We start from the raw sequence: 18,398 nt of genomic DNA on the forward strand, positions 1-18,398 counted from the left end.
TTCGGCGTCTCTGTTTCATCGCAACACTCCCGCCGCATAATAGCGTTATTGTGTTGCATCGACCGGTTGAATCCGCCGGGTGGAGACGACGTCTGAGTGTCCCAGCAACGGTGCGGGCGCATGACGCTTCATGGCCGAACTGTGCCGACCCTCGAGCCATCCCCGAAAGTTTCCCACGGCATCAGTGCTGACGCCCGCGCCCGACAGTGGCCGCGGCACCCGTCCGTCGCTGCTCCTGACGCCATGAATTCAAACGGCGCCCGCCGGATCCAATCGTCAACGGACCTCGACATCGCTCGAGCCTCTATCGTCCAGATTCCAAAAAGACGATAGTCGAAACCATTCAACCGCCGAATCAATGCGACGAAACATATAGCGCGGACCCCGGACCCGCCTCCGGGACTGCAGAATGCTGTTTCATTCGTCGCAATTCTTCCGAAGGCGTGCCACCAAAGAGCCGCTTGAATTCGCGGCTGAACTGTGACGCACTCTCATAGCCCACCCGTGCGCTTGCCGCAGCAGCTGTCATGCCTTGCCGCGCCATCAACAGCCTCGCCTGATGGAGTCGCGTCGACTTGATGTACTGCAGCGGAGAAGTGTTCGTGGCCGCCTTGAAGTGCAGATGAAACGACGGCACGCTCATTGCCGCTTCCCTTGCGAGCGTTTCGATCGTCAGCGCCTCGGCATAACTAGAGTGAATCATGCGCAGCACTCTCGATATGCGCCCGAAGTTTCCATTCAGGTTGAGCGCCGCACGCATCGAAGCGCCCTGTTCGCCGATGAACACGCGAAAGTAGATCTCCCGCACGAGGGTTGGCCCCAAAACCGCGGCTTCGAGGGGATCGCGCATCGCATCGAGGAGCCGCACCATGGTTTCGCCGAGCGCCACATCCAGCCTCGTCGTGGCCATGCCGCCCGGCTCGCCCGGCACCACGCCGTCGCGCTCGTCGATCTGCAACAACACATCGGCGGCAAGCGTCGCATCGAGGCGCACGTACACCGCGAGCAACGGTTCGTCGGCGGTCGCGTCGGTTTCCATCGAGAACGGCAGCGGCAAGGCGACGGCCAGATAGTGCTGCGCATCGTAGACATAAACCTTGCTGCCGAGATAGCCGCGCTTGCAGCCTTGCGCGATGACCACGATCCCCGGCTCGTACAGCACCGGCGTGCGCGTGAGCGGACGATTCGACCGCAACAGGCGAATGTCAGGCATCGGCGTCGCGTTATAGCCTTCGTTTGGCGCGAGTTCCAGCAGCCGGCTCACCATCGAAGCGTGCACGCGAGCGAGTGCAGCGGCTTCGGTTTCTATCATCGGCAATTTGGAAGGGCAGTGCATTTTCATGCTTCGAGTTCGATAACAGTGTGTTCATAGAATCGGGCAAGCTTCGCAGACGATCAGACGTTCCCGTCACGTTGCCACATCCCTAACATTCGATCATGCATCGGCATGCGCGAATTGCGATGCCTCGATGCCCTGAGAAGACTCACTTACTTCGGAGAAAAAAGCATGATCGATGTAATCAATCCCGCCGACGGCACACTCGTCGGGCAAGTCGAACATCATTCGGAAGCGCAGGTGCGCGCGGCCATCGATCGGACATGCGCGGCCTTTCCAGCGTGGTCGCGCACGCTGGCGCGCGAACGAAGCGCACTGCTGCGCAAATGGTTCGACGTCGTCAGCGCCGACAAGACCGCATTCGCCGAACTGATGTGCCGCGAGAACGGCAAGTGCATGTCGGAAGCCTTCGGCGAAATCGACTATGGCCTGGGCTTCGTCGAATGGTATGCCGAGGAGGCGAAGCGCGTGTACGGCGACACCATCCCCACGCACGCGAGAGACGCCGCGGTCATCGTGACGAAGGAACCGGTCGGACCGGTCGCGTCGATCACGCCGTGGAATTTCCCCTTCATGATGATCACGCGCAAGGTCGCGACCGCGCTCGCGGCGGGCTGCACGATCCTGCTGAAGCCCTCCGAGGAAACGCCGCTGACTGCGTACAGGCTGCTCGAATACGCGCGCCGCGCCGGCATTCCGGAAGGCGTGTTCGAGATGGTCACGGGCGACCCGGCGCAAATCGGCAAGCTCATCACCGACGATCCGCGCATCCGCAAGATCTCGTTCACGGGATCGACCGCGATCGGCAAGCTGCTCGCCGCGCAGTGCGCCGGCACGCTGAAGAAGATGACGATGGAACTGGGTGGCAACGCGCCGTTCATCGTCTTCGACGACGCCGATCTCGACGAAGCCGCCAAAGCGCTCGTGTCCGCGAAGCTGCGCAACAGCGGGCAGGTCTGCATCTCGCCGAACCGCGTGTATGTTCAGGCGAGTGTGCATGACGCGTTCGTTCAGCGCGTGAAGGCGCTCGTCGAAGCGATTCCGGTCGATCAGGGATTGCAGGACGGATTCGTCGTCGGTCCGCTGATCAATCGCGCGGCCATCGAAAAGGTCGCCAAACTCGTCGACGATTCGCGCGAACGTGGCGCCCAGGTCGTGCTCGGCGGACATCCGCACGCAAAAGGCGGACTCTTCTATGCGCCGACCATTCTCGTCGATGTCGCGGACGACATGCCGATCGCATCGACCGAAATCTTCGGTCCCGTCTTCCCGGTCTATCGCTTCTCGACGGAAGCCGAACTCATCGCGCGCAGCAACGACAGCGAGTACGGTCTTGTCGCCTATGCGTTCACGCGCGATCTGGGCCGTTCGTTCCGGCTCTCGCGCAACATCGAGGCGGGCATGGTGATTCTCAACTCCGGCTCGGTCGGCACGGCTTCGGTGCCGTTCGGCGGCGTGAAGCAATCGGGTTACGGACGCGAAGGCAGTCATCATGGAATCGAGGAATATGGGCATGTCAAATACACACTGATGGCCGGTCTCGCCTGAACCACGCGAGGCGCGACATCACGATGCCGCGCCTCGCGTGATCGTTGGCTCAGCGCACCGGCAACTGCACCGCGTCCGCAGGACTTGCGCATTGGACTTCGCGATTGCGCTGACGGATGAGCCGATCCTGCCGCAGTCCCCAGAAGAACGTGACGGCAAGACACGGCAACAGCGACACGATCGAGTACCCGACGCCTGCAAGCGGGTTGCCCGTCAGATTGACGAGCGAAAGGCTGATCAACGGAAGGAATCCACCGAACAGCACATTGCCAAGTTGTTGCGACAGTCCGAAGCCCGTAGTCCTGCTTTGCGGCGGAAAACATTCGGCGATGAACGCGGGCAGCGGCGCCATGATCATCGCGGTCAACATGGCGAGCAGCGCGACGAGCAGCGTCACCGAGGCCCAGCTGCCTGCGAGCGCGTTTGTCCTGATGCCCGCGAAAGCCGGATACGCTGCGAGTATCCATAGCACGATGCCGATGAGCATCACACGCGCGCGGCCGATCGCATCGGACAGACGGCCGAACACCGGATAAAGCGGCGCGGCCACGACAATGGCAACGCCGAGGCACAAATTCGCGCGCGACGGTTCGACCTTCAATACGTTCTGCAGGAAGTACAGCATGTAGACGATCGACGTATAGAGCGACACCGACGTTCCGCCCTGCGCGCCGAACATCGCGACGAGAATCGCCTTCCACGACGTCGCGCTCGACAACGTGTCCTGCAACGGCGATTTCGACAGACGGCCGGCCGCCTTCATCTCCGCGAATACGGGCGTTTCCTTCATGCCTAGGCGGATCCATGTCGCCACCGCGACGATCGGCGCCGAGATCAGGAACGGCACGCGCCAGCCCCACGATTCGAACGCCGCTGCATCGAGCGCGAACTTCAGCGCAGACACGATAACCAGCGCCAGCAAAAGGCCGAGGCTCGCGGTGCTTTGCAGCACGCTCGTCGCCATGCCTTTGCGGCCTGCGGGCGCGTGCTCCATCACGTAGACGACGGCAGAGCCGTATTCGCCGCCGAGCGCGATGCCTTGCACGACGCGCAGCAAGATAAGTCCGATCGGCGCGAGCAAGCCGGCCGCTGCGTAGGTCGGCAGACAGCCGATGCCCACCGTTGCGATGCCCATGATCGCGAGCGTGATGACGAACGTCTTCTTGCGTCCGATGCGGTCGGACATCGGGCTGAAGATGATCGTGCCGAGCGGCCGCGCGACATACGCGATGCCGAAGGTGGCGACGCCCGCCATCGCGGCGACGGTCCGGTCGGTCGACGGAAGGAACAAGTGCGTCAGCGTCGATGTCAGCGCGACATAGACGAAGAAATCGTAGTACTCGAGCATCGTGCCGAGGCTCGATGTAGCGATGATCCGCATCATGCCGGGCTTGGCATTGCGGGCGCCGGAAGTCGTGGACATGGTCGTCTCCTGTGATTCGGTTTTGTGAGGCCACGCGCGATCGACGCCGTGGCCGTATCGGCGCATCACATGTGCGTGCGCTTCTTCGCCGCCTGCTGCTGCAGAAACCGGTCGACAGCCTCCTTGTGCTCGCGGCCGCACAACAGAATGGCCTGCATGCTCGCCGCCATTTCGAGCGTCGTCGCAAGCGATGCATCAGCCGCTTCGCGCACGAGCCGCTTCGCCATGCGCAGCGCCGTCGGCGGGTTTTGCGCGATGCGCTTCGCAAGCGACAACGCCTCGATGTCGAGCGCATCTGCCGGTACGACCTTCGACACGATGCCGAGGTTCAGCGCCGCTTCAGCATCGATGAACTCGCTGGTCAACGTCAGTTCGAGTGCCTTTGCATAGCCCACGATCCGCGCGAGAAACCATGATCCGCCTATGCCCGACACGAGTCCGAGCCGCAGGAAGCTCTCTGCGAACACGGCGTTCGCGCTTGCCATGCGGATATCGCACATCAACGCGAGATCGCAGCCGGCACCGACTGCGGCGCCATTGACCACGCATACCGAAGGCACGTCGAGACCGCTCAGTGCGCGCGTGATCCTGTGCAAGCTGCGATGCAGGCGGTCGCGCACATCTTCGACGCCGCCGCTCATGAGATCGCTGCCGCGTTGCATGTCCTTCACGTTGCCGCCCGTGCAGAAGTGCCGCGGCGACGACGAGCGCAGCAGCACGCAGTGCACGTCGCGCCGGTCGTTGATCTGCTCGAGTGCGTCCGATAGCGCTTGCGTCATCGCGACGTCGAGCGCGTTGCCGTTGCTCGGGCTGTTGAGCGTGAGCACGAGCACGCCGTCATCGACGGACGATTCGACCAGTGAATCGGCATCGTTCGATTGAGTTGACACGACAAAGTCTCCTGATTGTTCCGGCGATCACCGGTTCTGGAATGCGGCCTGACGGCGTTCGAGAAACGCGGCCATGCCTTCTTTCTGATCGGCGAGCGAAAAGCCCGCGTGAAAAAGCCGTCGCTCGAACAACAGCCCTTCCGACAGCGACGACTCGAACGCGCGATCGACGGCTTCCTTGATCGCGACGATCACCGGCAGCGAATGACGCGCGATCTGTTCGCCGACGCGCAGCGCTTCGTCGATCAACTGCTCGCGAGGGACGACCATCGACACGAGCCCATAGGCCAACGCCTCGCTCGCATTAAAAGGTTCGCCGGTCAGGCACGCGAGCATCGCCGTCGATTTGCCGACCGCGCGCGGCAGACGCTGCGTGCCGCCCGCGCCCGGCACGATGCCGAGCTTGATCTCGGGCTGGCCGAAGCGCGCGTCGTCCGCGGCGATGACGATGTCGCACATCATCGCGAGTTCGCAGCCGCCGCCGAGCGCGTAGCCGCCTACCGCCGCGATCAGCGGCTTGCGCGCCGTGCGGATGCGGTCCCAGCTACGTCCGATGTAGTCATTCGAGAATGCGCTCGCGTAATCGAGCTTCGACATCGCGACGATGTCGGCGCCGGCGGCGAAAGCCTTGTCGGATCCGGTCAGAACGGTCGCATGAACTTGCGGATCGTTTTCGATGCGCAGCAAGGCATCGACGAGTTGATCCATCAACGCATCGGTCAGCGGATTGAGCGGGTTCTCCGACGCGAGACGAACGAGCGCGACCCGCCCGCGCCGTTCGCTTACGATCATCGCGGCGCTCATGCGCTCACCTTGCGGTCTTCGTTGCACGTCTCGCGCGGGGCGCGGCTCACGCGGATCACGCCCGCGTTCAGCAGTCCCGCGATCTCGCTCTCGGCGAAACCGTATCGTTCCAGCATTTGCAGCGTGTGCTGGCCCGTCAGCGGCGCCGGCATGTCCGGCGCGCTCGCACGGTCCGACGGGCCGAGCGCGAAGCCATGCGTGCGCATGGGACCCGCGACCGGATGATCGATCGTCTGCGCCAGTCCGCATTCGGCGTATTCCGCTGTTTCGATGACATCGCCGTAAGTAGCGACGGGCGCGCAGAGGATGTCGCGCGCCGCGAGCCGTTCCATCCAGTCCGCAGTCGTGCGTTCGACGAAACGCGCCGCGAGTATGTGATGCAGCGTCGCGCGATGGCGCACGCGATCGTCGTTCGTGGCGAAGCGTGGATCCGCTTCGAGTGCAGGCGTTGCGACCACTTCACATAACGCGCGCCATCGTTGCGGGTGGTAGGCGACGACCATCATCCAGCCGTCCTGCGTCGGAAACGCCTCGTTCGGGCACGCATAGGGCGCGGCGCTGCCGGTCTTGTCCGGCTCGCGTCCGGATGCGAAGAACGCGGCGAAGCCGATCTGCTGCAGCATCAGCGTCGCGTTGTAGAGACTCACGTCGAGATGCTGCCCCCCGCCGCCCGCGCGGACCTGATGCAGTGCGCCCAGAATCGCGATCGAGGCGAGATAGCCGCCCATCATGTCCGCTATGGGGATCGGGACTTTCAGCGGCTCGTCGCTTGTCGTGCCGAGCGTGCTCATCAGACCGCTGACGGCCTGGATCACGCCATCGACGCCAGGCCGCTTGCGATTCGCGCCCGTCTGTCCGAATGCGGAGATCGAGCAGTAGACGAGCCGGGGATTCGGGTGCCGCAAGGTGTCGAAGTCGAGTCCCATCGACGCCATCACGCCCGGCCGGAAGTTTTCGACGAGCACGTCCGCATTCCCCAGCATGCGGCGAACGGCCTCGCGCCCCGCGTCGGTTTTCAGATCGATCGCGACGCTGTGCTTGTTGCGGTTGACACTGATGAAGGCCGGGCTTTCACCGCTTATCCACGGGGGCCCGATGCGTCGCCCGATCTCGCCGTCAGGCGGCTCGATCTTGACGACGTGCGCGCCGAGATCGGCGAGCGTCATCGAGCAGACCGGTCCGGCGAGAACGTGCGAGAAATCGATCACCCGCACGCCGTTGAGGCTGTCTCTTGGCATTTGTGATTGTCCTGTCTCGTGATTCGCCACCGCGACGAATCATGCTGACGAGAATAGGTACCCACCGCCCTACCGGACAATCTACAATTTAGAAACGAGCCGTTGACTTTTTGTTAAAGGGTCGGCGGCTTGTCAGAGCTATTCGCTGAGCAACGTGAGCAGCCATCGGCGGAAGATCTTCAGTGCATCCGATTGCGGACGCGCCGTCGGCCACGCGAAATAGTAGGTGTGATGCCCGCGATCGAGCTCGAACGAAAACGGCGCGACGAGCAGACCGCTTTCGAGTTCGCCGAGCACCAGCGCCTTCTGCGCCATCGCCACACCATGCCCTTCTATCGCTGCCTGGTACGCGAGCAGCGACGTTTCATAGCGCATTTCGCGGCGCCGCGCGTTCAATGGAAAGCCCGCTGCCTTCAGCCATAGCGTCCAGTCTTCCGGGCGCGCGAGCGTGTGCAGAAGCGTCTCGCCCTGCAACTGCGAGCGTGCCTTGACCTGCCTGGATGGCGCGGCGACCGGCACGAGCTCGTTCGCGATCAGACGTTGCACGCGCAGGCCGGGCCATTTGCCGTCGCCTAGCTGAATGCCGCCGTCAATGTCCTCACGCGCAAAATTCAGCGGAGCCGGGGATGTCGTCAATTGCACGTCGATGTTTTCGTGCAGCCGATGAAAGCTCGCGAGACGCGGTATCAGCCAGCGCACCGCGAACGTCGCGGGCGAGCGGATCTTGAGCACGCGCGCGCGACGCTCGGAGGAACGCAGGCTGTCGGTGGCTTCGCGCAGCGATGCGAACAGCGGCATGAGTTCCGCCAGATACCGCGCGCCCGCCGACGTCAGCTCCAGTCGCCCTTTCATCCGCTCGAACAAATCGACGCCCAAGTAAGTTTCGAGCGTACGCACCTGCCGGCTGACGGCGGCGGGCGTCACGGCCAGCTCGTCAGCGGCCTTGGAGATGCTCAGCAGGCGTCCGGTCGCCTCGAACGCCCGGGCGGGATTTAACGGGGGAAGCGGTGCTCGACGTTCCATGGCCTATCCGTGTAGAAGCATGATGAGATTGTCGCTCGAAATGCCCGAAGGACGGTTCAGAACGTGGCCACGCGCCAGATAGTGAAGCACGGAACAGCGGAGACGGGGCAAGAGACTATTCCGGCAGCGTGCGAATCGCGCAGCGTGTCGTCCACTCGATCACGATGATTACGCGAGTTCCACGTCGATGGTCGACTGGGCGAGGCTGATCTCGCCCAAATAAGCGCTTTCGCCCAACTCGCATTCCCGGCAGGCGTTGCCGAGCGCATGACGGATTTCGACACGGTACGTGCCGCTTCCCTTGGCCAGGCCGCCGAACCGGAAATCACCGAAATCGTCCGAGACGGTTTCGGCCAGCTTTTGATCGCCGACATACAGGGCGACCGCGGCACCCGGTACGCACTCGACCACGTCGCCTATACGAGCGCTGACGCTCGCGCCGATGAAGCAGGTCTCCCAACGCTCCAAGCCGCTGTACCACACACGCGGCTGCGTGCCCAAGTTCGGCCGCAATACTTTGAGTCCCTCACGCCGGGCCTTCTCGGACATCGCTGCATCATCAACCTTGACCGTCTCGAATACATCGGTAGGGCATGACTGCTGGCAACGTGGCTGAGGCCAGCCCTGGTCGAGTAGATGGGCATCAAAAATCCACGTCTGCGGCAGTTGCAGTTCTTCGTTCCAGACGATCGCCTGATACGGGCACGACTTCACGATGTCTTTGCGGCCCCGCGCCTTCTCCGGATCGATGATGACGATGCCGTCGGCGCGTTTGCGAATGGCGTCGCCGCCCACCCGCATGCACGGTGCTTCGTCGCAGTGGTTGCACATCACAGGCAGATAGGTGGTCTCGACCATATGCGAGTCGCCCTGAACCCGGCGCAATATGCGCAGGGGGCTGACGGCATCTGCCGCAGCGGGCGCGGCATACCCTGGGAAGTCGTTGCCGACATGCTCATCCCGTCCGGCGATGACGCAATTCTGGCAGTTTTCGCAACGCCCGACTTTGACGATCAGGTTCCACTTGTTCACTCTATGTTCCTCATGCTGCGCGACCGAGCATGAACGCCTCGGCACTTTTCCACTTTTCGACCTGTACAAGGCAGGAGTTAGGGCTCATGCTGCTTGTGCCGGCGGTTTGCGGCCGGTCAGGGGTAAGCATATTCATGCAACCTCCGATTTCGACGCGCTCGCCATCGATTTCAATCAGCTTGAATTCGGCGCTCGCCTCGTACGACTTGACGACTCCCGCATTGACCAGGGGAGAGACATCGGCCGCGCAGATCACAGCGCCTCGGTCGTTATAAACTTTGACGAGGTCGCGATGCGAAATGCCCCGGATGACCGCGTCTGCTCGACTAAGTCTCAGCAGCCAGAAGCGGTGTCCGCCGATTAATGCGCGATGGTCTTCGACACTGTTGACCGAGGAATTCTTCCCGTCGCAATGGGTATGGAAGCTGTAGCGACTGTGGGTGGCGATCAACTGCAGCGGATAGCGCTGAGCCTGTTCCGAGCGCAGTCCCTCCCAGGAAGGGATGTATCGGTTGAGCGCGGGTCGCTCGGGATTGTCTGCGGCGTGCCGCTTCAGCAACTCCGGCACAAATTCCAGCTTGCCACTTGGCGTCTGCAGGCCCATGCCGAATTTCTCGGCGAACTGGGACGGTAGCGGATGCGGTTCTTGCAGGTCCTTGCGGCGGCCCTCCGCGAACCAACGCATGTCCACCGGATGGCGCAACTCGGGCTTTTCGGGGGGCACGACAAAATAGCCCTTGCGGCAGAATTCGCGCCACGAAACATGATCGGGCAGATCCGATGAGTCGAAGACTCGCTTGACCCAATCCAACTCGCTGCATCCCTCGGTAAATACGCCGCCCAAGCCCAACCGGGTCAAGATGGCGGTGAAGATGTCGTAGTCCGAACGGGACTCACCCAGAGGCTCGATGCACTTGTGCTGCAGCATCAACATGCGATGATTCACCGTGCCATGCCCATGGTGCGCGTAGCCGCCGGAATTCGACCATTCACCGATGTCCCAGCGCTCGAGCGCAGTACACGCAGGCAGGATGATGTCGGCAAATTGGGCTTCGCCCTCCATCCAGATCGACTGGTTGACCACGCACTCGATGCTGGGGTGCCGGTAAGCCTCGGCCCAACGTCCGGAATTCGTCACTGTGCTAAACGCGGACCCGCCGTAACGATAAATCATGTGGATCGGCGAATACCCAGGCATGGGGTAGCTGAATGGGGCGAACTGGGCTTCCTGAGAAATGCCGTCCCAAAGATAGCCGATCGCCTGGCCGTTGATGATGGCATCGGGCAGTTGCTGCCGCGGCACCATTTGCTTGACCGGGTTCATGGTCAGAATGTGCGGCATGCGCTGGTAATTGTTGACCGCATTCGCGGTCCACGCGAGGTCGCCGGAAATGCCACCATCCGCATAGCCGGGGAAATAGAAATGGAGGTCGTGAGGCGCACCGACTTCAAGGCAGCCGAAATTGACCCCCGGCTTACCCCAACCCCGCATCGCCATCATCATGATCATGCAGCGCGCCCATTGCGCTCCGGTCGCGCCACGGCCTGCTCCACCGAATCCCGCGCCAGTCATACCAACGGCGAGATGGACCTTCTTGCTCCCCCATAGGCGCGCCAGCGCTCGGACGTCCTTGGCGGGCACGCCGGTCTCGCTCTCCTGCCACTCGGGCGTCTTTCGAACGCCGTCCGTCTCGCCCAGCAGATAGGCCTTCCACTCGTCGAATCCGGTCGTGTGGGTGGCGATGTAATCCTTGTCGTACAAGCCCTCCACGGCCCACACGTACATGATCGCCGTAGCCAAGGCGGCATCGGTTTGCGGTCGAACGGGAATCCAGCGCCCGCCCAGCAGTTGGGCAGTGGGATTGCAGTGCGGGTCGATATGAACGAACTCGATGCCGAGTTCCTTGGCCCATAGGCGCCGCGGTGTCCCTTCGAAACCCGCATAGGCCCCGTTGGTGCTTTCTGGATCGCAGGACCAGAAGACGATCATGTCGGCTTCCTGAAGACAATCCTCGATGCCGCCATAGCCGGACGGCACGCCGATGCGCATCGAGTTGCCGAAATGATGCATGGCGCCCCAGTACCAGCCTTCCCAACTGTCCGGATTGGCGGCGACCCGCGTAAAGCCAATCAGATTAGCGAAGCGTGTCAGCGCGCTGAGGTAATAACCCACATTGCCCCATTGGTGATGGGACGACATCGGGAAGGTGATGGAACCGGGACCGTGAACCCGCTTCTGCCGGTTGATTTCCTTGGCGACGATGTCCAAGGCCTCGTCCCAACTGATCCGGACATAGCCGGACTTTCCCCGGTTCTGGTGATTGCGTTCGCCATCAGCATCGAAATCGACCCGCTTCAAAGGATGAAGGATGCGCTTGTCGGAGTAGACGAGCGATTTGAGCGTCAATGCATGGGGCGCGACCAAGCCACGCCGCGGCGGGCTAAAGCGGCGTCCGCGCGCCTCGATGACCCAACTTGGCGCATCTTTGCTATCCAGATCGATGGGGGTGACCCGAACGACGCGGTCGTCCTTGACGTAGACGAACAGCGGCCCGCCATTAGTACATGTCGTGTAGCGGTGGGTGCCGTCACGCATAGGCATGCCCATCGGCAGGCCGACGGTCTGCATCATGCCCAGGTTTTGCAACAGCCAGACCAACAGTTCGTCCTCGCCCTCAGTGACCACTTTGAAGTTCTTGGCGGCGTGGATGATCTCGCCTTGGTCCGGACTGGGCGAGAGGAACTTAAGTGCCGTGGCGACATCCTTGAATACCATGCGCACGTCGGGCCGCGAATGCCTTCCGGCGCGCGACCGGACACGCCCGTTCCTGAACTTGATGACGCGGCCAATGCTTTCGTCCGCGAGTCCGATCCACGCCACAAGATCACGCTCCTTCAAGCGATCACGATAGGCGGGAAAGCGGCGTGCCGTCAGATCAAGGACCTTGGGCAACGCAAAAAGTATCGTCTTCAGAATCTGTCGTTTCATGATCCGATCCAAATTGAAGCTCGCCGCAAACGACTGACCGCATCTTCAATTGTCCAAGCAGCCCGGGCGAACCTCGTCATGCTGCGTTGAGGGTTGTAGACCTGGAAAGAGCGGGCCTTATCGTGGCAGCGCGCGTCGTGATATGTCGTAGTCGGCGATGAAAGCGCGGATCAAAAGCGAGTCCGGGGGCGCGAAACATGACGTATTCCATGTCTTTAATGAGCATTCAGCCCTCTCGGTTGGCGCACTGATGACCCGTACGCGCTAGAACGTATAGGCGACGTTCAGATAGACGTTAAGTGGATTGAGTCGTAGCGTCGAGGTGGAAACGACCTGTGTTCCCGTTGCGGTCTGCCCGTATAAGGTAAGGTGCGTCTTCACGGGGATATAGCCGACCGAAGTTCCGACCGACCAGTGTTTTGTAATCGCGTAACTCGCCCCGATTTCGAATACGGGATTCCACGATGAACTGAGCTCCGCGTGCGCCGAACCGCCGGGTCCCAGGTTATCGGTCACAAACTGGCTATTGGATATCCGAACTTGAGTGAACCACGTGTAGTTCACGCCAAGGCCTATGAATGGACGGAATTTCGACGCGCCTGAAAACACGTGGTATCGCAGTTCAATGGCGGGCGGCATCGGCTTGGTCGAGCCGAGGTTGCCATACTTCTGTAGCGTCCCATCGCCAACCAGATTGACTGTGAGTGGCAGCCCAACGAGCATGGCGACACCAATGTTGTCCGTGACGTAGTACTCAGTGGCGATGCCCACTGTGTCCGTTGAGCTCGGATGCGCCCCGCTTCCGGCCAGCTGCTGACTCACGCCGACGCCCCCGATTTTTTCTACGGTAAGTGGCGTTGCGTCGCCCTGGGGCGCAACGTGAAGCCAACCTGTCGACAGTGTGATGCTCCCGGCGGACTGCGCGTAGGCGATCTCAGTGAGCGCAGCCGAGCAGATAAGTGCCGCGATGCCGGCGGAGCCGATCGTTCGCCTGTAATTCCTCAAGTGTCTTCTCCTGTCTCGTTGCTTGGATATTTTTATCAAGCCCGGTGCGTCAATTTGGAACCAATCCGCGCACCGTCACGGGTCGTGGGACGCTTTTCACAGTCATCGCCCGGGCACGAGGACCAGAAATCATGTATTTACGTAGTTATACTAAGTAGCTATGAGAACGTGCTGTTTAACACCGCTGCCACCTCCTACACGTTTTGTTGAGACTCGTTTTCTCGTTCTCTTTTGCAGCGCTGTCTTCCCCGTTTCGCCGGGTGCCGTGAGCGGACACCGTCGCATCTCTACGCCTTGTCCCGCCTATATTTCCGGATATTCAATGCTTCAATCTTCCCACGCGCTAATATGCGCGCAACGCAAGGCGTTCAGCCTCGGGCGGGAACACGCACCAAGCACCGTCGCGATGGCGGAAGAAAAATAGTTCAACCGGCCCTGTCGGCAACATCAGCTTGATACGCACGCCGTGTTTCCGATTCGAGGCCGCATGACCGAATCGGGTAACACGAACCGGTACCGCAGAGGTTGGCCCCAGCCACTTTTCAACAAGCGATCGCAAGGACCTTTCCGTCACAACAATCATCCTCTCCCTCACCTGACCGTTCCAGGCCCGTAGCTCATTACGCTCGCAGTTGAAGCTCGCCACCGGGGCGAGTAGGCGTGACCGAATGCGCCCGCTGATATCGTGGTTCGTGTACCTTAGGCTGCCTGGGCATCTCCGATGCAGTTCGCCCGTCAGCGTTGCTCTACCCGAGATGGCTTCGCGGCGGAAGAGACCGTAAATGCGAACGGAAAGCGCCCAAGCGCGGATATCGCCAATGCTTCACGCGCGGGATTGGGAAGCTCGACGTAGAGTGCCATCCCGAGCGAGGCGTCCTCAATGATGCTAACAGCTGCATCCTCGACGCCCGCCTCCACTAATGCCATCCGTACGGCGTCTTCCGTTTCGCGGCGTCTTAGCGCGGGCTTAAAGATCTTGCCGACGCCCGTCAGCGGCATCGCATCCACGATGCGTATTCCTTTTGGAAACGCGGCCCGTTCGTTGATCTCGTGACGCAGAAACTCCGCCAATTCCGCCTCGGTCGTGACTGCGCCTGGCTTTAGCTGAACATACGCGACCGGCAACTCGCCCGCGTGCATATCTGGGCGCCCCACGGCTGCAGCGACCTGGACGGCGGGATGGCGATGCAGTGGCTCTTCAATTGCCGCCGGGTCGATGTTGTGTCCGCCCCGGATAATCAGCTCCTTTTTCCGGCCGGTGAGCCAGAAGTAGCCGTCGGCGTCGCAGCGACCGAGATCGCCGGTGTTAAGCCAGTTCCTGCCGTCACCCAGCTCTATCCAGATGCCATGGTTCTGCTCTGGGCAGCTATAGCCGACGAACACGTTGGGGCCGGAGATCACCAGTTGGCCGACCTCATTCGCATCGCAATCCCGTACATATCGGCCGGTTTCATCGACCAGCACTGCCTTCATCGCCTGCCCGGGAAGACGAAGTCCGATCGAACCGACCCTGCGTTCGCCAAACGGCGGATTCACGCTGCTCACGCAGGTACCTTCCGTAAGGCCGTAGCCCTCGAGGATTCTTATTCCTGTACGATCTTGGAAAGTGCGCAGTAATTCAACCGGCATAGGGGCGGCGCCGCACAGGCCATACTCGAGCGAACTGATGTCGTGTTCGCCAACCGGAACGTCCAGCAGCGACCCGTAGAGTGTCGGGACACCGCTAAAGAAGTTGATGCGATAGTGCTCGACAATCTCCCAGAAATGCCTTACAACACCCTCGCCCCGATAGCCTTGCGGTGTGCCGAGCACGATGTGGGCGCCGCGTGAGAACCCCAGCAGCCCTGTCACCGTCACGGCGTTGACATGGAACAGCGGCAATCCGCAAAAAATCACTTTGCCGGGGCCGATGCTCTCGCCAAAGAATTTACCCGCGTTCAACGCATTCGCCACCTCGTTGCCGTGCCGGCGCATCGCAATCTTCGGCAATCCCGTGGTGCCGCCCGTGCAGAAATAGGACGATATGTCATCGGGGCTGATTCGAAGCGTGCCGCTGAGCGCAACGCCCGACTCATGTTCGATCGCGGTGCTGTAATCGTGGATGTCAATCTGCGAAGGAACCACGCTACGCACACCGCCCTCGCCATACAACCGCGAACACTCGCCACGCTGGAGCATCCGCGCCACGAATCGCTTCTCGACCGGCATTCGGTCGATCAGATTGACGAGCACCAGATGCCGTAGTGCAGGAACCTTGTGCAACACGGACTGCACCTTCTGCCAAAGGTCAACCCCGCCCATCGGCGCCAGTGTGACAAGCACGCTTGCCCCTGACGCGATCAGCAGCTCGCCGATGGCCTCACCTTCAAGCAGCGGATTGATGGCGCAGACAATCCCGGCCGCTTCGCCGCCCCAGATCACGAAGTGCGTCTCGGGGAGGTTGGGTAGTACGTAGGCAACAACCGAGTTGCGTTGAACGCCCAGTCGGGAGAACAGGTTCGCGGTGCGGGTGACATCGCGCACAAGGTCACGATACGTCCAGCTTTCGGCGTTTCGATAGTCGTCAGCCGTGGCGAAGAACGAAAGTGCCAGTGCCGATGGATTGATGGCGGCACCCCGGCAGATCATCTCGTAAGTGCTCGACGGGAGATCGGCCTCCTGCCCCTGCGCTTCGATAGCAAGGACGTCCTGTACGTGTGCGACGCCTTTCATGCTGCCTCTTTGACAACAACGTTATGCTGCACGCCCAGATTGATCGAGCGGTCGGAGCTGGCAATGTGCGCTTCTACGACGTCCCCCACCTGCAGGTATTGCGGCCTCTCCTCCTGCATCTTCAAGAAAATCCGCCATTTTTCGACCTCAGGCAGCTGCGCCGCGGCGCGCTGCTTTTCGGGTGACGGGATGCTCAGTGCACAGCCGGAGGGCGTACCGGTTGCGAGCAGGTCGCCGGCGTGCAAGTCGTGTATGCGGGAAAGCTCCGTCAACGTCTCTGCCGGACCATAGACGAGACCCGCCGTGGTGTCGTTCTGGCGGACCGTTCCGTTGACCGTCAGCGTCAACACGAGCTCCTTTAACTTTGGAAAGTCCTCTTTCTCGAGGAGGCAAAGATAAGGACCGATGGGACCAAACGTCCGATAGCTCTTGCCCTTGTAGAACTGCATTTGCGGAATCTGGATATCGCGCGCGGAGTAATCGTTCACGATCACGGCGCCAGCAATGTATTCATGCAGGTTCTCGTCGGTGACCGTTTCGCGGGAGGTGATGTCGCGCTTGAGTACCAAACCGAGCTCGATCTCGTAGTCCAGGAAACGAACTTCGCTTGGTTTCACCACGTGCGAATTCGCCGGGACGATGCAGCTTGTCGCCTTCGTGAAGATCATATTGAATTTCTTCACGTCCGGGTCCATGCCAGACTCAATCATGTGCTCGCGGTAATTCGCACCCTGGCAGATGAACTGTTGATTGGCCGTCACGGGCGATAGCCATTGCACTTTGGACTCCGGAATCGTCGGAGCGCCGAGCATCAGTAACCGTTCAACCGGGTTGGCCTCGATAAACTCAGCGGTCGACTTGAACTCGCCGGGAATTGGGGTGATGGCGCCATGAGCAACCACGCCCCACTGCGCGCGGCCATCATGCAAGTAATGCAGAACGTGAAGTGCCATTTATTGATCTCCAGGTGCCATGGAAGAGGTTGGTTCAGGCGAAAATCTTCGCCAGTGTCCGCAGCTTGCTCAGCGTCAGATCGGGACTACGGCGCAGGTTTCTGAAGAGCGCCACGATGCTCGCGGGGGTAAAGCTCGGCTTCGTGAAGCTGCGCGGCATCGTCGGCCCCCACTGTGCCATCGCCTCACGGCTCACCGCGTGCACGCCCGTCGGCACATCGGCGGTAAACAGATCGCCGTCGCAATAGTGCTCGTGCTTGTTGCCCCACGGGTCCTGCCAGTAGTCAAAGATCTGGCTGCCCAGGATATGTCGGCCAATCCCCCACGCGTGCGTCCAGCCCTTCTCGCGCAGGACGCGCTGACCCATGCCGACCGCGTCGGCATCGACGAGCTCATACGCGCTATGGCTGTAGGTGGGCTGAAAGCCTTGTGCGAATGCAAGCGTATGATGATCGGCCGGCTTGTCACCCAGGTCGAGCCGCATGAACGCAACGACGGGCGAGCCATCGGGAAGCACCTGCACATCGCTCGGGATGAAGCCGAAATGCTGCGTGTACCATGCGCACGTTTCCTGATAGTCGGCGAGTTCGAGCACGACATGTCCGAGCCGGATAATTTCCGGAGCATTCTCGGGCGGCCGCTGCGTCCCATTGATGCGGACGGTCGCATCTACGGAGTTGAACGGCAATGCTGGCCGATGGGACAACGGCGCAGTGCGCTCCTGGCCCCATATCGCGTCCACGCGAAAACCTGACGGGTCCGCCAGTCGTACTACATAGCCGCCGCCTGCCAAGGAGAACCGTTCGACACCCGAAGCGCCAGGCAGTTTTGCGAGTGCATCAAGATCGGCCCTGTTATCGACCTGCAATCCGAAGCCGACGAACCGGGCTTTCGAAGCCTTCCGAACGACATAGCAGAAGGGCGAAGCGCCCGTTCCCCGCAAGAGGAGGAGCGCCTCACTCCGCGACACGGTTCGAAGCCCGAAGTCATTGAGGAACTGCTCGGCTTTCTCAAGGTCTGGCCGATCGAATATCAGATAGGCCAATGCCGACGCTTTGGTCGTGGGATTGGGGTGGCGGGCCGGATGCGCAGTGGTCAGTTTCATAGAATATTCACGCGGTGTGGATAGCGGTTTCGAGACGCCAGGCAGTGTCGCGCTCACTGGCTAACCAGCAGTGCTGTCCTGGCAAGGAAAGCGTCGTAGGGTTGCGCCCACCGGTTCGCAACCCACCAATAGAACATCCGCCGCTGGCGGAAGCGTTTCGATCCGCTGACCAGCCCGGCCGTGCGAGGCGAACGGCCCGGCACCTTCCTTTGATGTTGTCTCCACAGTCACTCCGTCTCCGTTTACAAGGCCGGCTCTCTCTGGCCGTTTGTGACATTAAACTCATCGATGATCGTTTTGTCAATATAGAGGTTTGAATCTATACTGCGGGTATAACCAG

The 18,398-nt window shown here is 61.2% G+C and carries 13 protein-coding genes; 1 reads left to right on the top strand and 12 read right to left on the bottom strand.

Annotation, left to right across the window (positions count from 1 at the left end; genetic code table 11):
* Nucleotides 1–355: 355 nt before the first annotated feature.
* The gene (locus tag NCS58_RS27390; protein WP_250478021.1) at nucleotides 356–1,342 is read right to left on the bottom strand and encodes an AraC family transcriptional regulator; all 987 of its coding nucleotides are present in this window, start codon (nucleotides 1,340–1,342) and stop codon (nucleotides 356–358) included.
* A gap of 165 nt (nucleotides 1,343–1,507) precedes the next feature.
* Here NCS58_RS27390 and NCS58_RS27395 point away from each other — a divergent pair, with 165 nt between their 5' ends.
* Nucleotides 1,508–2,884 (top strand): NAD-dependent succinate-semialdehyde dehydrogenase, encoded by a 1,377-nt coding sequence (locus tag NCS58_RS27395; protein WP_061120937.1) that lies wholly within the window; start codon nucleotides 1,508–1,510, stop codon nucleotides 2,882–2,884.
* 49 nt (nucleotides 2,885–2,933) lie between these two features.
* Here the strand turns inward: NCS58_RS27395 and NCS58_RS27400 are convergent, their stop codons facing one another.
* From NCS58_RS27400 to NCS58_RS27450, 11 genes are all read right to left on the bottom strand, one after another.
* Nucleotides 2,934–4,307, bottom strand: coding sequence for an MFS transporter (locus NCS58_RS27400; protein WP_061120936.1), 1,374 nt, complete (start codon nucleotides 4,305–4,307; stop codon nucleotides 2,934–2,936).
* Nucleotides 4,308–4,372: 65 nt separating this feature from the next.
* Nucleotides 4,373–5,197 (bottom strand): enoyl-CoA hydratase-related protein, encoded by an 825-nt coding sequence (locus NCS58_RS27405; protein ID WP_061120926.1) that lies wholly within the window; start codon nucleotides 5,195–5,197, stop codon nucleotides 4,373–4,375.
* 27 nt (nucleotides 5,198–5,224) lie between these two features.
* The gene (locus NCS58_RS27410) at nucleotides 5,225–6,001 is read right to left on the bottom strand and encodes an enoyl-CoA hydratase-related protein (protein WP_061120925.1); all 777 of its coding nucleotides are present in this window, start codon (nucleotides 5,999–6,001) and stop codon (nucleotides 5,225–5,227) included.
* Nucleotides 5,998–7,239, bottom strand: a complete 1,242-nt coding sequence (locus NCS58_RS27415; RefSeq protein ID WP_061120924.1) for a CaiB/BaiF CoA-transferase family protein — start codon at nucleotides 7,237–7,239, stop codon at nucleotides 5,998–6,000. The genes NCS58_RS27410 and NCS58_RS27415 overlap by 4 nt, the downstream gene beginning before the upstream one ends.
* A gap of 138 nt (nucleotides 7,240–7,377) precedes the next feature.
* Nucleotides 7,378–8,262 carry a LysR substrate-binding domain-containing protein gene (locus tag NCS58_RS27420; protein WP_061120923.1) on the bottom strand — a complete coding sequence of 295 codons (885 nt, stop codon included), beginning with the start codon at nucleotides 8,260–8,262 and terminating at the stop codon, nucleotides 7,378–7,380.
* Nucleotides 8,263–8,430: 168 nt separating this feature from the next.
* Complete coding sequence (locus NCS58_RS27425; RefSeq protein ID WP_061120922.1) at nucleotides 8,431–9,294, bottom strand: 4Fe-4S dicluster domain-containing protein; 864 nt, start codon at nucleotides 9,292–9,294, stop codon at nucleotides 8,431–8,433.
* A gap of 10 nt (nucleotides 9,295–9,304) precedes the next feature.
* The gene (locus NCS58_RS27430; protein ID WP_061120921.1) at nucleotides 9,305–12,283 is read right to left on the bottom strand and encodes a molybdopterin-dependent oxidoreductase; all 2,979 of its coding nucleotides are present in this window, start codon (nucleotides 12,281–12,283) and stop codon (nucleotides 9,305–9,307) included.
* Nucleotides 12,284–12,547: 264 nt separating this feature from the next.
* Nucleotides 12,548–13,288, bottom strand: coding sequence for an OmpW family protein (locus tag NCS58_RS27435; RefSeq protein WP_061120920.1), 741 nt, complete (start codon nucleotides 13,286–13,288; stop codon nucleotides 12,548–12,550).
* Nucleotides 13,289–14,023: 735 nt separating this feature from the next.
* On the bottom strand, nucleotides 14,024–16,000 hold the full coding sequence (locus tag NCS58_RS27440; protein ID WP_061120919.1) for an acyl-CoA synthetase: 1,977 nt from the start codon (nucleotides 15,998–16,000) through the stop codon (nucleotides 14,024–14,026).
* A complete protein-coding gene (locus NCS58_RS27445; RefSeq protein WP_061120918.1) occupies nucleotides 15,997–16,953 on the bottom strand; it encodes a fumarylacetoacetate hydrolase family protein in 957 nt (318 codons plus the stop codon). Before NCS58_RS27445 ends, NCS58_RS27440 begins: the two co-directional genes overlap by 4 nt.
* A 34-nt stretch (nucleotides 16,954–16,987) precedes the next feature.
* Nucleotides 16,988–18,058, bottom strand: a complete 1,071-nt coding sequence (locus NCS58_RS27450) for a VOC family protein (RefSeq protein ID WP_250478022.1) — start codon at nucleotides 18,056–18,058, stop codon at nucleotides 16,988–16,990.
* Nucleotides 18,059–18,398 lie beyond the last annotated feature (340 nt).

Origin of the sequence: Caballeronia sp. INML3B, assembly GCF_023631305.1 — a bacterium.
GTDB classification, from domain to species: Bacteria; Pseudomonadota; Gammaproteobacteria; order Burkholderiales; family Burkholderiaceae; genus Caballeronia; species Caballeronia turbans.

Bases quoted from the DNA above. Each gene is read 5' to 3' on its own strand.
- NCS58_RS27390 (WP_250478021.1), bottom strand. From the start codon at position 1,342: ATGAAAATGCACTGCCCTTCCAAATTGCCGATGATAGAAACCGAAGCC.
- NCS58_RS27395 (WP_061120937.1), top strand. From the start codon at position 1,508: ATGATCGATGTAATCAATCCCGCCGACGGCACACTCGTCGGGCAAGTC.
- NCS58_RS27400 (WP_061120936.1), bottom strand. From the start codon at position 4,307: ATGTCCACGACTTCCGGCGCCCGCAATGCCAAGCCCGGCATGATGCGG.
- NCS58_RS27410 (WP_061120925.1), bottom strand. From the start codon at position 6,001: ATGAGCGCCGCGATGATCGTAAGCGAACGGCGCGGGCGGGTCGCGCTC.
- NCS58_RS27415 (WP_061120924.1), bottom strand. From the start codon at position 7,239: ATGCCAAGAGACAGCCTCAACGGCGTGCGGGTGATCGATTTCTCGCAC.
- NCS58_RS27420 (WP_061120923.1), bottom strand. From the start codon at position 8,262: ATGGAACGTCGAGCACCGCTTCCCCCGTTAAATCCCGCCCGGGCGTTC.
- NCS58_RS27430 (WP_061120921.1), bottom strand. From the start codon at position 12,283: ATGAAACGACAGATTCTGAAGACGATACTTTTTGCGTTGCCCAAGGTC.
- NCS58_RS27440 (WP_061120919.1), bottom strand. From the start codon at position 16,000: ATGAAAGGCGTCGCACACGTACAGGACGTCCTTGCTATCGAAGCGCAG.
- NCS58_RS27445 (WP_061120918.1), bottom strand. From the start codon at position 16,953: ATGGCACTTCACGTTCTGCATTACTTGCATGATGGCCGCGCGCAGTGG.
- NCS58_RS27450 (WP_250478022.1), bottom strand. From the start codon at position 18,058: ATGAAACTGACCACTGCGCATCCGGCCCGCCACCCCAATCCCACGACC.